This window comes from Paraburkholderia sp. BR14374 (genome assembly GCF_040948685.1).
GTDB classification, from domain to species: Bacteria; Pseudomonadota; Gammaproteobacteria; order Burkholderiales; family Burkholderiaceae; genus Paraburkholderia; species Paraburkholderia youngii.
In genome coordinates this window covers 531038-545333 of sequence record NZ_JBFPKF010000003.1, presented here as the reverse complement: position 1 = coordinate 545333, position 14296 = coordinate 531038, and the positions used below count along the sequence as shown (strand labels likewise).

Below are 14296 nucleotides of genomic sequence, written 5' to 3'. Positions count from 1 at the left end.
ATACCTAGGGATGCCTGGTATCTGGGAACCAAGGGCTTACCCGTACACGCGGCAGGAACGCGCACATGGAGAACGTGCGCATGTAGCCGATCCCGTCTGCGTCCGCAGACGACAAGCCGATAGCCATAGCCCCGGAGGGTGCGCAGATGACGACGATCACAAGGCTGTCCGTTCGGGACATCCGGTTTCCCACCTCACGTTCACTGGACGGCTCCGACGCGATGAATGCCGCGCCGGATTACTCCGCCACCTACGTCACGCTCGAAACCGACACGCCGAACCTGATCGGCCACGGTCTCACGTTCACGATTGGCCGCGGCAATGAAATCTGCGTGACTGCCGTGAATGCACTCACGCCATTGATCGTCGGCAAGAAGCTCGAAGATATCGCCGCGAATATGGGTGCTTTCTGGCGCGCATTCACTTCGGATAGCCAACTACGCTGGATCGGTCCGGACAAGGGCGCGATTCATCTTGCCACCGCGGCGGTCGTCAACGCTGTGTGGGACCTGTGGGCGAAATCCGTCGGCAAGCCGGTCTGGAAGCTGCTGGTCGACATGAGTCCGGAAGAACTCGTGCGCTGCCTCGATTTTCGTTACGTGACCGATGCGATCACGCCGCACGAAGCACTCGCGATGCTGCATCGTCATGCGAAGACCAAAGGCGAGCGAGAAAAGGAAATGCTCGCGCACGGCTATCCGGCCTATACGACATCCGCAGGATGGCTCGGTTACGACGACGACAAGATTCGCCGGCTCGCGCGCGAAGGCGTCGCGCAGGGATGGACGCATTTCAAGCAGAAGGTCGGTGGCGACCTGGAAGAAGACGTGCGGCGTGCGCGCATTCTGCGCGAGGAGATCGGCGAGAACCTGAAGCTGATGATGGACGCCAACCAGGTGTGGGACGTCGATGAGGCGATCGCGAACATGCGTCGTCTCGCCGAGTTCGACCCGTGGTGGATCGAGGAGCCCACCAGTCCCGACGACATCCTCGGTCATGCGGCGATTCGCCGGCGGCTCGGTTCGATTGGCGTCGCAACCGGCGAGCATTGCCACAATCGCGTGATGTTCAAGCAACTGCTGCAGGCGCAAGCCATCGACTTTTGCCAGATCGACAGTTGTCGGCTCGGTGGACTCAACGAAGTGATCGTCGTACTGCTGATGGCCGCGAAGTTCGGTGTGCCGGTGTGCCCGCATGCGGGTGGCGTCGGCTTGTGCGAGTACGTGCAGCATATTTCGCTGTTCGACTATATCTGCGTGTCGGCGTCGCTCGAAAATCGCGTGCTCGAATATGTCGATCATCTGCACGAGCATTTCGTGGACCCCGTGGTGATCCGCAACGGGCACTACATGCCGCCGCAACGGCCGGGCTATAGCATCGAGATGCTGGAAGGGACATTGGACAAGTACTGGTATCCGGAAGGAGCGGCGTGGCAGGAATGAAGCCGGACGGTAAGGGTTTTATTTGCGTCACTTCAGGCGTATAACGGCAGACTTCGCTCACGCTGTTATCGCCCGATTCGATGCGCACCGCCCGCCCCTTACCGCCTCTGCTTTCGCTGCGCGCCTTCGAAGCCGCCGCGCGCCACCTGAGTTTCAGCCGCGCGGCGCAAGAACTGTTCGTCACGCAAAGCGCGGTCAGCCACCATATCCAGAAGCTCGAAGCCGATCTGGGTATCGCGCTATTCGAGCGCCAAACGCGCGCGATTGAACTCACCGCGACAGGCCGCGCGTACTATGCGAAAGTCCACGCCGCTTTCGAACTGCTGCGGCTCGGCACCAGCGAAGTGCGAGCGTTCTCCACCGAACGCAAAACGCTGAACGTGGGCCTGCTGTCTTCATTCGCGAGTCGCTGGCTCGCATCGCGTCTGCATACGTTCCCGCTCGCGCATCCGGATATCGAACTGCAATTGCGGCCCGACATCGCACTCGCCGATGTGCCGGGCGGCGAAGTCGACGTGGCGATTCGCTATGGACGCGGCGGCTGGCCGGGTGTCGCGTCGCAAAGGCTCATGTCCGAGCGTCTTTCGCCGGTGTGCAGTCCGTCGCTGCTTGCCGGCAGAAAGCGTCCGCGCAAAGCACAGGACCTGCTGCGTTTCCCATTGCTGATTTCTTACTCGACGCATTCGTTCGAATGGGAAGCATGGTCGCGTCATACCGGCCTCGATCTCGGCGACGCGCAACGCGTGCAATTGCACGACTACAACATCGTCGTCGAAGCGGCGCTGGCCGGACAGGGCATCGCAATGGGCCGCCATCGGCTGATCGCGCAGCAGCTCGCGCAAGGCTCGCTGGTGCCTGCGTTGCCCGACACGATGCTCGACGATCCCCGCATCGGCTGGTGGCTCGTCACGCGCAAGGGCAAGCTCGACGCCGCCGCGACCGCATTCCGCTCCTGGATCATGCAAACGGCGCAGCAGGACCGGCTCGGCTGAACGCATTAGTCTGGCTCATACGTCGAGCGCGATAATTCGTTGGTCGCATGCAGCGCGAATCAATAGCATCGAAGCTTTCCCGTCACTAAAACGGTATCCTTCCGATGACCTCCTCGATTACCTCCCGCGCCGCCAGCCTCGGCCTGACGCTTGAATCCGCGTCCGCACCCGCTGCCAATTACGTGCCATTCGTGCAAGAAGGCAATCTGCTTCACATTTCTGGTCAGATTTCGCGCAACCACGGACAGCCTGCATATCTCGGGCGTCTCGGCGACAATATCAGCGACGCCGAAGGCGCTCAGGCCGCGCGGCTGTCGGCGCTCGGTGTCGTCGCGCAGATCGTCGCGGCGACAGGCGACCGGCTCGAGCGCGTGGCGCGCGTCGTGCGCCTGAACGTGTTCATCGCGAGCACGCCGGCGTTCAGTGCGCAGAGCACGGTCGCCAATGGCGCGTCGGACGTGATGGTGCAGATCTTCGGCGACGCCGGCCGTCACGCGCGCAGCGCGGTCGGTGTCGCGTCGCTTCCGGCGGGAGTCGCCGTCGAAGTCGAAGCGGTTGTCGCATTGAAGAACGCCTGAATTCCACTCATACACTCGGAGCCGCCAATGTCTTCTCCGCTGTCGCCCGCAGTCATCGATGCATTACGTGCCCGCACACCCGGTGTTCTCAGTACCACGCATTTCAATCACGCCGGCGCGTCGCTGCCGTCGGCCGCCACGCTCGAAGCGATTCACGCGCATCTGTTGCGCGAAGCGTCGATGGGACCCATGGAAGCGGGCGCGGCTGCTAGCGATCAAACCGAGCGGGCCCGCACGCTCGCCGCGCGACTGCTGAACGCCCAGCCTGCCGAGATCGCGCTGACGACCGGCAACTCGCCGGGCTGGGGCGCAGCTTTCGCGGCGTTGGGTCCGTGGCGCGAGGGGCAACGCATCCTCGTTGCGCGGCACGAATGGGGCGGCAATCTCGCGACGATGCGTCTTCTGGCGCAGCGAGCGGGTGCATCGATAGAGACGATTCCTTCCGATGCCAGCGGCAGGGTCGATCCTGGCGCACTCGAAGCGATGCTCGACGACAGGGTCCGACTGATTGCACTCACGTGGCTACCGGCCAATGGCGGACTGATCAATCCGGCTGCAGCGGTTGGGCAGATAGCGCGCCGTCACGGCATTCCGTATTTCATCGATGCGGCGCAGGCCATCGGACAACTGCCGATCGACGTCGTCGAACTCGGCTGCGACGCGCTGACGGGCGTGGGCCGCAAGGCACTGCGCGGACCGCGTGGCACCGGGCTGTTATTCGTGCGGCGGGATTTTCTGCCCCGCTTGATACCAGCCTTCGTCGACACCTATTCCGCGCCGCTCGACGCCAACGGCGAGCCGGTACTGCGCGACGATGCCGCGCGTCTCGAATCATCGGAAGCGTCGATTGCACTGCATTGCGGATTGGCGAATGCATTGGACGAAGCGCTGGAAATCGGCATCGACAATATCCGCGCGCGGATCGATCGGACCGCGCAGCTATTGCGCGAGCGGTTGGCCGCGACGCCGGGCGTGTCCGTACTCGACCAGGGTGGCGAGCGATCCGGTCTGGTGTCGTTCAACGTCGCCGGACTCGACGCCATGTCGGTGCGACGCGCATTGGCGGCACAGGGCATCACGATCGGCTCGAATGGCGTCGCATATACACCGTTCGATATGACGATCAGAGGGCTGACGCAGATCGCGCGCGCATCGGTCAGCTATCTGACCACTGACGCCGAAGTTGATAAATTGCTGGCTGGAATACGGACGTTGGCGCATTAAGTACTCAAAGCGAGTTTTGCGTCAATCAAATGAATAGAAGCGTCTCTTTCAACTCTCTCGCCCGCCCACGACCATGAACTCCGCCTTATCGCACCGCCTCGATTTATCAAGGTTTCCGCGGCACGCGCTTCTCGAAGGCCCGACGCCAATTCAGCACCTTGCGCGTCTGAGCGCTCGCCTCGGCGGCGCGGACATCTACGTCAAAAGAGAAGATCTGACGGGATTGGGTGGCGGCGGCAACAAGCTGCGCAAGCTCGAATTTTTGATTGGCGAAGCGCTCGCGCGTGGCGCGGACACCATCATTACCGTCGGCGCACGTCAATCGAACCATGCGCGCCTGACGGCGGCCGCGGCGGCTCGCGTCGGACTTCAATGCGAGCTGGTACTGACGAGAACCGTGCCCCGTTCCGATCACGACTACATGGAGAACGGCAACGTGCTGCTCGATGCGCTATTCGATGCTCGCGTGCACGATCTTCCCGGCACGGCCAACGCACTGCAATTCGCCGAGGAACGCGCGAACGAGTTGCGGGCGCAGGGCCGTAACGTGTATGTGTGTCCGTTGGGCGGTTCGAGCCCGGCCGGTCGCCTCGGCTATGCGGACTGCGCCGCTGAAATCGTCGCGCAATCGCAGGCGCAAAACGTGGCTTTCGATCGCATCGTGGTGCCGAACGGAAGCGGCGGCATGCATGCGGGACTGGTTGCGGGTTTGGTTGCGCTGGTACTCGATCCGTCACGTATTGCCGCATTCACGGTGTATGGGAATGCCGGGCATGCGCGCACGGTTACTTTGGATAAAGCGAATCAGACGGTTCGATTGATCGACCCAAGCCTATGCGTGAATGATGACGCGATCTCGATCGACGAAGCGCAGCTTGGACCCGGTTACGGCATTCCAACCGATAACATGCGCGCTGCCGTTCGGCTGATGGCATCGACGGAAGGTTTGCTGCTCGATCCCGTGTATAGCGGCAAAGCTTTTGCCGGGCTCGTCGAAAACGTGACTACCGGCAAGTATCCGGTCGGACAGAAAATTCTATTCGTGATGAGCGGCGGACTTCCGGGGCTATTTGCCTATCGGAACGAGTTCTGAGCGATGAAGCGCGACGAAAGTGAGTCGCAGAAGAAGCGGAGACAACGCGATGGTCTGGTATGGGCCGCCGTTGTCTGAAGAAAGCGCGAAGCGCTTGAAGATTCGAACCAACGATTCGAAATGGTGCCCAGGGCGGGATTTGAACCCACACGCCTTTCGGCGCTACCCCCTCAAGATAGTGCGTCTACCAATTTCGCCACCTGGGCAGAGGGGCGCCATTGTATCAGCTAAAAATTTTTTTTGAAGCCCTCGCGTGATTTTGTTCGGCGGCTGAGATACCGGAGGAAGAAACGATGTGGTCCCACGCAGTAACGCTCCCCGGCGACCGATTCAAGCGCTGCCCGTCGTCTCGCAACAGCTAGTAAGGTTTGACGTTTGTGGGCCGCTACTCCGGGGAATGCGGCAAATGGTGGGCCGCTATGCTCGCACGCTGATGCGCTGATAGAGCGCCTTCCACAGCGAACACAACCATGTCACCACGACGCACACATTCTTCGCGACTTCGGCATCGTCTTCTTCTCGCGTCGCTGCTGACGTCGCTATCCATGCTGCAGGGCTGCGCCACGACGGCAGAGAACCTTGCCGTAGGCTTTGGTCTCGGCGCAGTCGGCACCGTGTCGGCGTTAGGCTGCCTGCTGGCCTGCGAGATGGCCAATCCGCACTGGTGAAACGCCGCACGGCGCGCAACGGGCGGTTAGTATTCCAATTTCGACATCGTTGACTAACGAAACGGAGCCCGTATGCCACAAGACCGCCTTCACCTGTACACCGACGCGCAATTCGCGAGCCCCTACGCGATGTCCGTCTTCGTGACGCTGCGCGAGAAGCGCTTGCCGTTCGACCTTTCGACCATCGATCTCGCGAGCAAAGCAAATCTCGCCTCCGACTACGCGGCCCTTTCAATGACGCAGCGCGTGCCGACGCTGATACACGAAGACTTTGCGCTATCGGAGTCCTCGGCGATCACCGAGTACCTCGACGAGACTTTCCCGGACACTCCGGTCTATCCGCAAGATCGGCGTCTGCGCGCACGAGCGCGCCAGGTGCAAGCCTGGCTGCGCAGCGATCTGCTGCCGATTCGCGAAGAGCGTTCCACCGAAGTCATCTTCTACGGATCGCGCGGCGGCCCGCTTTCGTCGCGCGCACAGGAAGCGGCTCAAAAACTCTTCGCCGCCGCCGATGCATTGCTTCCAGCCGATTCGCCAAATCTGTTCGGCGAGTGGTGCATCGCCGATATGGACCTCGCATTGATGCTCAATCGCCTCGTGCTGAATGGGGATCCCGTTCCGCACAAGCTCAAGGACTACGCCACACAACAATGGCAGCGCGCTAGCGTGCAGCAGTGGGTCCAATTGGAGCGTCCAGCGCTATAACTCGATCGGCGCGGCTGCATGCCACGCTGAAAAAACCGTCAATAGAAGTGGCAAAGACCAGCAACATATCTGAATAGAGAAGCATTAAAAGATGCAGTAAAAGCGAATATTACATTCGCGTTTTATCAGACCGTCGCTTCTCCGCCATTGCCCGATTTCGCGCCCTCTCCCTTTGCTGCCTCACCCGCAGGATGCTTACAACAATCAGCACGATCGCAAGCAATGACAATTCGATAATTGCGGGAATTCGAATGGGATCATGAAACATGGCGGGCCTCCGTCACATGATTTCATCATAGTATGCTGGGCAGGCCGCGCCTGAAGTATTGCGCCGCACCATTGCAATCTTATCGCCGCCGTTACATTAGCGTTTATCCCCCTTGGAAAAAGAGTGCGAGCGACAAATTGAAAACATTCTGTCACGCAAAAACTTTCACGAGTCAGATAGCCGTCCCTAAACACCTTATTTGCGCTAGAGTACACAAGCGATCAGTTGGATCGTGAGCCGTCCCCGACATTTCAAGGGTGTTATTTGTCACGCTTTTGCTTGCGTGTACTAAAGAAGCACCTGGACTCGTTGAAGACATCGCGCCATGCCATATTTTCCTGTCGCCTACTGTGGTCCCGCGGCTGTCCCCGAGAGCTTGTGGTTGCGCTGGAATACCGATCCGCCATTGCTGGTCGCGCTCGCGGCGCTCGCATGGGTCGTGGCGAGCGGCCGCTCGGCGAATGCACGGGCGGGATGGGGCGCCGTCGCGCTGATGGCCCTCGTGTTCGTGTCGCCGCTTTGCGCGTTGTCCTCGGCATTGTTCTCCGCGCGCGTTACTCATCACGTCATTCTGATCGCTGCAGTAGCTCCACTGCTCGCCCTTGCGTTTCCGTTGCCGCGCCTCGCGTATCCGCCGCTTGTACCCGTGGTCGCAGCGCATGCCGTGATCATCTGGCTGTGGCATGCACCGGGGCCCTATGCGTGGGGACTGTCGAGCGTACCCGGCTACTGGCTGATGCAGATCACTTTGCTTGGCAGTGCATGGCTCATGTGGCGCAGCATCTTCTCGCCGTCGCTGCCGACCGGCCCCGCGCTGATGGCGCTGGTCGCGACGATCGGCCATATGGGCTTGCTCGGCGCGTTGATCGTGTTCGCGCCGGTGCCGCTCTACGTCGCGCACTTCGCGACCACCGCCGCGTGGGGACTCACGCCGCTCGCCGACCAGCAACTCGCCGGACTGTTGATGTGGGTACTGGCGATGATCCCCTATCTCGCGGCAGGACTTTCGCTCGTCTGGTCAAGCCTGCGCGTTAGAGAGCCCGCGCTGTGACGACCCTTCTGAAGTTCGTTCATCTGGCCGCGATCGCGATCTGGTCGGGTGGTTTGCTCGTGCTGCCGTATCTGTTCTGGCAGCGTCGCGGGCTCGCGGCCGGCAGCGAGCTCGACCGGCTGCACCGCATCACGCGTCTCGTGTTCGTGGAACTGACCTCGCCCGCCGCTTTCGTCGCGATTGCGAGCGGCACCGCGCTGATTTTTCTGCAGGCCACCTTCGTCGAATGGTTCACCGCGAAGATGGTGTTCGTCGGCATCATGGCGATGCTGCACGTGCTGGCCGGCCTCGTACTGCACGATCTGTATCTGCCCGACGGCCGCTTCAGCCGTGCCTCGGCGATCGCGCTGACCATCGCTTATCTGATCGTGATCGTCGCGATCATCTGGATCGTGCTGGCCAAGCCCCACATCGACTCGAACCTGCTGGCCCCGCATCTGTTCGAGCCCGGCGGACTTGGCCGATGGCTGCATCACTCCTTTGGCGAAACGAGAATCCCCACGCCATGATCGAACACGAGCTTGCCCCCATGCCAGCCGGCGAAGCCCGTCATCACCGAGCTGAGCACCGACAGCACGAGCCCATGCGGCAGGATCTCATCGGGGTAGTAAAGACGCACACCCCAGTTCGCTTCCGCGAGCGCGACGAGCGTCATCGCGGCGACCGCATGCGACCAGCTCGCTTCCTTCACGCGGATGCCGCGCACCAGCAGCAACTCGGCGGTACCGACCACGCTCGCGGCCACGCCGCTCCAGAACGCGAAGCCGGCGGCCCACAAGCCGGCGCGAACCCAGAACGGGTCGCCCGTCCACCAGTAGATCACGTCGACGCCCAACGTCGCGACGACGAACGCGATCGGGAAATGCACCATCATCACGTGAATCGGATGACCGACGAGCGCCACCGCCGAGCCCTTGTCGAGCCGCAACAGCTCGAGCATCACTTCGCTTCGCGTCTCGTTTCCAGGATTACGTTTGTTTGCCATCGTGGTGTGCCCTCGCATCGAATGCCTGGTGCTGCAAACCATCATAGCTGCTTGCGTCTGACGGTCCAAGCCGGATCGCTCGCCGCGTTGTCCGGGTGCAGCGGGCCGTTGTCGACGCTCGAGCCGTCAGGCCCGGCCGCCGCATCGATCGCCGGGCTATGGTGGGTGATGCTGGCCGGCGCCGCGATCCTGTTCGCGATGGTGCTCGTACTGTTTCTGCTGACGGTGTTTCGGCCCGGCTGGGGCTCGCATGTGTCACCCGCGTGCTGGATCGTGCTCGGCGGTCTCGTGCTGCCCGCGGTGATCCTGATCCCGTTGATCTGCTATGCGCTATACGCGGGCGAGTTGCTGTTGCCGTTGCGCGCGCACGCGCCCGCGCGCATCGAGGCGATCGCGCTGCAATGGCGATGGACCTTCCGCTATCCGGAACTGGGCAACGTCGAAACCGACAGCGTGCTGCATTTGCCCGCGCGCACGCCGGTCGACATCGTCGTGACCAGCATGGACGTCGTGCACGCGTTCTGGATTCCGCGCTTCGCGGGCAAGATCGACGCGGTACCGGGCCACCACAACCTGCTGCGCATCGAGGCCGACGAGCCCGGCCGGTACGCCGGACAATGCAACGAGTTTTGCGGCATCGGTCACGCGGGGATGCACTTCACCGTGATCGTCGATCGTCCGGAAGATTTTCCGGCTGCTGTCAAAAACGCCGCCGCCAACGGGGAGGTGAAGAAATGAGTGTGCCCGTCGAGCCGCCATCACAGGGCATCACCGCGCTGCGGCTGCATCGCCAGCTTGCCGCAATCTGGGCCACCGGGCCGGGCGTGCAGAAGCTCGCCGCGGTCAACCATACGGTTCTCGGCATGCGCATGATGATCACGTCGTTCGTGTTCTTCGCGATCGCCGGTATTCTCGGCATGCTTACGCGCGTGCAACTCGCGACACCGCATGCGGCCTTCATGGATGTCGAGACCTACAACCAGGTCTTCACGATGCATGGATCGATGATGCTGTTCCTGTTCGCGATCCCGATGGTCGAAAGCTTCGCGGTCTATCTGACGCCGAAGATTCTCGGCACGCGCGACTTCGCGTTTCCGCGCCTGACGGCTTACGGCTACTGGTGCTATCTGTTCGGCGGCACGATCCTGACCGTGGCGCTGATTCTGCGCAGCGCGCCCGACGGCGGCTGGTTCATGTACACGCCGCTCAGCTCCAACGTGTACACGCCCGGACTGAACGCCGACGTCTGGCTGCTCGGCATCACGTTCGTCGAGATTTCGGCATTGTCGCTCGCGATGGAAATCGTCGTTTCGATCCTGAAGATGCGGGCGCCGGGCATGTCGCTCGATCGGATGCCGATCTTCGCGTGGTACATCCTCGTCACGGCGATGATGATGATCGTCGCGTTTCCGCCGCTGATTCTCGGCTCGATCCTGCTCGAGGTGGAGCGCGCGTTCAACCTGCCGTTCTTCGATCCGACGCGCGGCGGCGATCCGCTGCTATGGCAGCACCTGTTCTGGCTATTCGGCCACCCGGACGTCTACATCATCTTCCTGCCGATGGCCGGCGTGCTGTCGACGATGATTCCCGTGTTCGCGCGACGCCGCCTGATCGGCTATCGCGCGATCGTCGTCGCGATCATCGCGCTCGCGTTCCTGAGCTTCGGCATCTGGGTGCACCATATGTTCACGGTGGGCATTCCGCATCTGGCGCTCGCGTTCTTCTCGGCGGGCTCGGCGATCGTCGCGGTGCCCACCGCGATCCAGTTCTTCGCGTGGCTCGCCACGCTGTCGCACGGCCGCCCGCGCTGGGATGTGCCGATGCTGTACATCTTCGGCTTCTTCTTCGTGTTCACATGCGGCGGGCTCACAGGCGTGATGCTCGCGATCGTGCCGTTCGACTGGCAAGCGCACGACACCTACTTCGTCGTCGCGCACATGCACTACGTGGTGGCCGGCGCGCTGGCGTTTCCGATGCTCGCCGCATTCTATTACTGGCTGCCGCTGCTGACCGGGCGCACCGCCGTTCATAAGCTTTCCGTGCCGGCATTCTGGCTCGTGTTCATCGGCTTCAATATGACCTTCTTCATGATGCACCTGACCGGCCTGCTCGGCATGCCGCGACGCGTCTTCACCTATAGCGGCGACGAAGGCTGGAACGGGCTCAATCTGCTGTCGTCGGTGGGCAGCTTCGTGATGACGATCGGCTTCGCGCTCGTCGTGATCGACATCATCGTGCAATTGCGTTTCGGCCAACGCGTGCGGCGCAACCCGTGGCAATCGACCACCCTCGAATGGGCGATGCCGATTCCGCCCGCGCCGTACGCATTCGCGTCGATCCCGCACATCGACGCCGAAACCGAAAAGGTGTCCCCGGGCCAGCTGGCGACCTCGCTCGCACGCGGCGACGGCTACCTCGGCTTCACGCGCAACGGCTGGCAGGAGGCGCTAGGCGTGCATATGACTTCGGGCGAGGCCGAACAGCTGATCGTGCTGCCGAACTCGACGTATCTGCCGCTCGTCACTGCACTCGTGACGGCCGCGGCGGTGCTCGCGATGCTGTTCAAGTTCTATCTGCTGTCGGTCGCATTCGCGTTCGTGACGTTTGGTCTCTTCATCTACGCGGGCCAGAGCGCGGGGCACGCGCGCGATTACGGCGCGCTGCCGGTCGGCCGCGGCGTCAGCGTGCCGCCGCATACCGAGGTGGCCGGTGCGCCGTCATGGCTTTCGATGATCTGCGCGCTGGTCGCGGACGGCACGCTGTTCACGTCGCTGGTCTTCGGCACGTTCTATCTGTGGATCGCCGCGCCGAACTGGCCGGCTGCGGTCGCGCCGCATCCGAACCGTCTGCTCGCGCTCGTCGCGGTCGTCGCGCTCGCGGTGGCCGCAGGAGCCACGCGTGGCTCGTTGCGCGCGGCCGCCGCCGAGCGCAAACCGCACGTCACGATCGGGCTCTGCGCGATCGCGCTGATCGTCGCGCTGGTCGCCTGCGTGATGCTGATCGACGGCGTGACACCGAATCCGCGCGAGCATGCGCTCGGCGCGACGGCGGCGGCGCTGCTCACGTATACCGCGGTTCACGCGGGCGTCGGGCTGCTGTTCCTGATCAGCAACGTGCTGCGGGTCGGCGCGGGCTTCGTTTCCGCGCGACGCCTGACCGATCTGCGCCTTACGCGCGTGTGGGTCGATTACACGCTGGCGACGGGCGTCATCGCGCTCGGACTCGTGCTCGCGTTGCCGAGCCTCGTCGCCATGCTGGGAGCCAGACCATGAGCGCGCGTCCGCTTTCGCCGCATCGGTTGTGGTGGCTCGCCGTCGGCTTCACGATCTGGTGTCTCGCGTTCGTGATCCTGTATGCGCTGCATGCAATTGGCTGCGCGTTCGCCTGGCCGGCCGGCCCGCTGCGCGCGAGTCTCGCGATCATTCTGCTGCTGCATTTGGTCGCAATCGGCTGGCTATGGCGCTATCGCGCCGCGACCCGCGACCCTGGGCCCGAACGTATCAGCTCGTTCGTGCATACCGTCGTCGTCTGGACCCTGATCGCGGCGCTGGTCGCGACCGTGATCACGTTCGGGCCCGCGCTGCTGCTCACCACCTGCGTCTGAACGTGCACTGAGCGCGAGGCCGGCCGCCGCACCCCGGCATGGACCAGCACCGACGCAGCCCGCTCGTGCTACTGTTTGGCGGCAAGACCTGGGACTCGTTGACGCTCGGCGAACTGAAGATGCCGCGCATCCGCTACCATTCCGAGCGCTACGGTTTCGTCGCTTTTCCTCATGCTCGAAGGTTGAATCGATATGCCCTACTTCTTTGGAATTGGTCTTCACGTTTTCATTGCGATCTTTTTCGCCATCCACGCGATGCGCAATAACCAGGGCATCTACTGGCTATTCATTCTGTTTGCCTTTCCGCTGCTCGGCAGCGTCGTGTACTTCTTCGCGATCTATCTGCCGGGTCTGCGCCATACGCGCGGCGCGCGAGTGGCCACGCAGGCGATCACGCAATTCGTCGATCCGAATCGTGCGCTGCGTGAAGCGCGCGCCGCTTTCGAGCGCGCGCCGACCGTACAGCATCGGATGCGGCTCGGCGAGGCCTTGCTCGCGGCTGGCAATCCGCGTGAAGCACTCGAACATTTCCAGGCCGCGGCGAATGGTCCCTTTGCGAACGATCCCGCGCTACTGCTAGGTCTTGCGCGTTCGCAGTTCGGCCTCGGCAACTACACGGCCGCCGATACGACGTTGGCAAATCTGTTCTCGGTCAATCCGCACGCGCGCAATCAGGGCGAACCGGCGCTGCTGTATGCGCGCACGCTGGCCGCGCTGAACGCGCCCGGCGCGCGCGCCGCATTCGAACGCTCGCTGACCTGCGCAACCGACGTCGCGGCGCGCTGCCTGTTCGCCGACTGGCTCGCCGCGCAACCGGAAGACGCGGACCGCCGCCGCGCCGGTGCCCTCTACGCGGAAATCGTGCAGGACGCCAAACATTGGCCGCGTCACGCGCGCGAACACAATCGCGAGTGGCTGCAGCGGGCGCAGGCCGCGTTGGCGTCCGGTGCGGCTCGAACCTGAGGATGCCGAGGAGAACATCGATGCGACGCGCAACCCGGTCTTTCGCTTTGGCGCTGTATGCCGCGATGGCGGCGATGGCTTTCGGTAGCGGCGGCGCCTCGACTTCCGCGCAGGCCGCTGGCACGGAGAAGCCGTTCAAATGGCCCGCCTCGTTCGTCGTGCTCGGCAATGGCTATCCGCACTCGGGCGATGTCTGCCGGCGGCTCGGCGAGTCGGCCGCGACCGCGAACTATCTCGACCATATGGCGATGCTGGTCGGTTGCCCAGGCCCGCGCGACAGCGCCGCCGTGCGCGCGATCGTCGAGCACCAGCGGCGCGCGCGCGTGGTCGGCGAAGCGGATGGCGTGACGCTGATTTCCATTTCGACGGAAGGCGCTCAGAGCAGTTCGCAGAATGGTCACGCGCCCGTGAAGGAATCGCCGCTCAGCGCGAGCGGCACACTGCCATGCGAGCGCGGCAACGGACAGACCAGAACGATGTGCAAGTTCGGCGTCGTGCATCACAGCGATCGATCGACAACGGTCGTGGTGTATTGGCCGGACGGCACGACGCGAGCCATTTTCTTCGCCGTCAACGGCCGTGTGATGGGCACGGCTGCGTCCGCGAACGATCAGCCGACGCCCGGCGACACGCTTACGAGCAAACATGCCGGCATCAATCTGATTTCGGTCGGCAACGAACGCTATGAAATCGAGGACACGATTCTGTCCGGTGGTTGAATTG

The 14296-nt window shown here is 62.9% G+C and carries 14 protein-coding genes and 1 tRNA gene; 13 read left to right on the top strand and 2 right to left on the bottom strand.

The window, feature by feature from the left end:
* The first annotated feature begins 146 nt into the window (after nt 1-146).
* The 5 genes from AB3X86_RS09655 to AB3X86_RS09635 all read left to right on the top strand — a co-directional run bounded on the left by AB3X86_RS09655 (nt 147) and on the right by AB3X86_RS09635 (nt 5329).
* The gene (locus tag AB3X86_RS09655; protein WP_176121051.1) at nt 147-1442 is read left to right on the top strand and encodes an L-fuconate dehydratase; all 1296 of its coding nucleotides are present in this window, start codon (nt 147-149) and stop codon (nt 1440-1442) included.
* Nucleotides 1443-1522: 80 nt separating this feature from the next.
* Entirely contained in the window at nt 1523-2434 is a 912-nt protein-coding gene (gcvA, locus tag AB3X86_RS09650) for a transcriptional regulator GcvA (RefSeq protein WP_368595774.1), read from the top strand.
* Nucleotides 2435-2538: 104 nt separating this feature from the next.
* Nucleotides 2539-3012 (top strand): RidA family protein, encoded by a 474-nt coding sequence (locus tag AB3X86_RS09645; RefSeq protein WP_368595773.1) that lies wholly within the window; start codon nt 2539-2541, stop codon nt 3010-3012.
* 27 nt (nt 3013-3039) lie between these two features.
* Nucleotides 3040-4236: an aminotransferase class V-fold PLP-dependent enzyme gene (locus AB3X86_RS09640; protein ID WP_368595772.1), complete on the top strand. Its 1197-nt coding sequence runs from the start codon at nt 3040-3042 to the stop codon at nt 4234-4236.
* Nucleotides 4237-4309: 73 nt separating this feature from the next.
* Complete coding sequence (locus AB3X86_RS09635; RefSeq protein WP_368595771.1) at nt 4310-5329, top strand: D-cysteine desulfhydrase family protein; 1020 nt, start codon at nt 4310-4312, stop codon at nt 5327-5329.
* Nucleotides 5330-5450: 121 nt separating this feature from the next.
* Here AB3X86_RS09635 and AB3X86_RS09630 read toward each other — a convergent pair.
* Nucleotides 5451-5535, bottom strand: a tRNA-Leu gene (locus AB3X86_RS09630).
* Between the two features lie 534 nt (nt 5536-6069).
* Here AB3X86_RS09630 and yfcF point away from each other — a divergent pair.
* The 3 genes from yfcF to AB3X86_RS09615 all read left to right on the top strand — a co-directional run bounded on the left by yfcF (nt 6070) and on the right by AB3X86_RS09615 (nt 8530).
* A complete protein-coding gene (gene yfcF, locus AB3X86_RS09625; RefSeq protein ID WP_368595770.1) occupies nt 6070-6702 on the top strand; it encodes a glutathione transferase in 633 nt (210 codons plus the stop codon).
* A gap of 593 nt (nt 6703-7295) precedes the next feature.
* A complete protein-coding gene (locus AB3X86_RS09620; RefSeq protein ID WP_368595769.1) occupies nt 7296-8021 on the top strand; it encodes a cytochrome c oxidase assembly protein in 726 nt (241 codons plus the stop codon).
* Complete coding sequence (locus AB3X86_RS09615) at nt 8018-8530, top strand: CopD family protein (protein WP_176121045.1); 513 nt, start codon at nt 8018-8020, stop codon at nt 8528-8530. Before AB3X86_RS09620 ends, AB3X86_RS09615 begins: the two co-directional genes overlap by 4 nt.
* Here AB3X86_RS09615 and AB3X86_RS09610 read toward each other — a convergent pair.
* On the bottom strand, nt 8494-9006 hold the full coding sequence (locus AB3X86_RS09610) for a DUF2231 domain-containing protein (RefSeq protein ID WP_368595768.1): 513 nt from the start codon (nt 9004-9006) through the stop codon (nt 8494-8496). The genes AB3X86_RS09615 and AB3X86_RS09610 overlap by 37 nt on opposite strands.
* A gap of 51 nt (nt 9007-9057) precedes the next feature.
* Between AB3X86_RS09610 and coxB the strand changes: the two genes are divergently transcribed.
* From coxB to AB3X86_RS09585, 5 genes are all read left to right on the top strand, one after another.
* Entirely contained in the window at nt 9058-9744 is a 687-nt protein-coding gene (coxB, locus tag AB3X86_RS09605; RefSeq protein ID WP_368595767.1) for a cytochrome c oxidase subunit II, read from the top strand.
* Nucleotides 9741-12278 (top strand): cytochrome c oxidase subunit I, encoded by a 2538-nt coding sequence (gene ctaD, locus AB3X86_RS09600; RefSeq protein WP_368595766.1) that lies wholly within the window; start codon nt 9741-9743, stop codon nt 12276-12278. The genes coxB and ctaD overlap by 4 nt, the downstream gene beginning before the upstream one ends.
* Nucleotides 12275-12610 carry a hypothetical protein gene (locus AB3X86_RS09595; RefSeq protein ID WP_176366321.1) on the top strand — a complete coding sequence of 112 codons (336 nt, stop codon included), beginning with the start codon at nt 12275-12277 and terminating at the stop codon, nt 12608-12610. The genes ctaD and AB3X86_RS09595 overlap by 4 nt, the downstream gene beginning before the upstream one ends.
* 192 nt (nt 12611-12802) lie before the next feature.
* Nucleotides 12803-13573, top strand: a complete 771-nt coding sequence (locus tag AB3X86_RS09590; protein ID WP_368595765.1) for a tetratricopeptide repeat protein — start codon at nt 12803-12805, stop codon at nt 13571-13573.
* Nucleotides 13574-13593: 20 nt separating this feature from the next.
* A complete protein-coding gene (locus AB3X86_RS09585; protein WP_368595764.1) occupies nt 13594-14292 on the top strand; it encodes a hypothetical protein in 699 nt (232 codons plus the stop codon).
* Nucleotides 14293-14296: the final 4 nt, after the last annotated feature.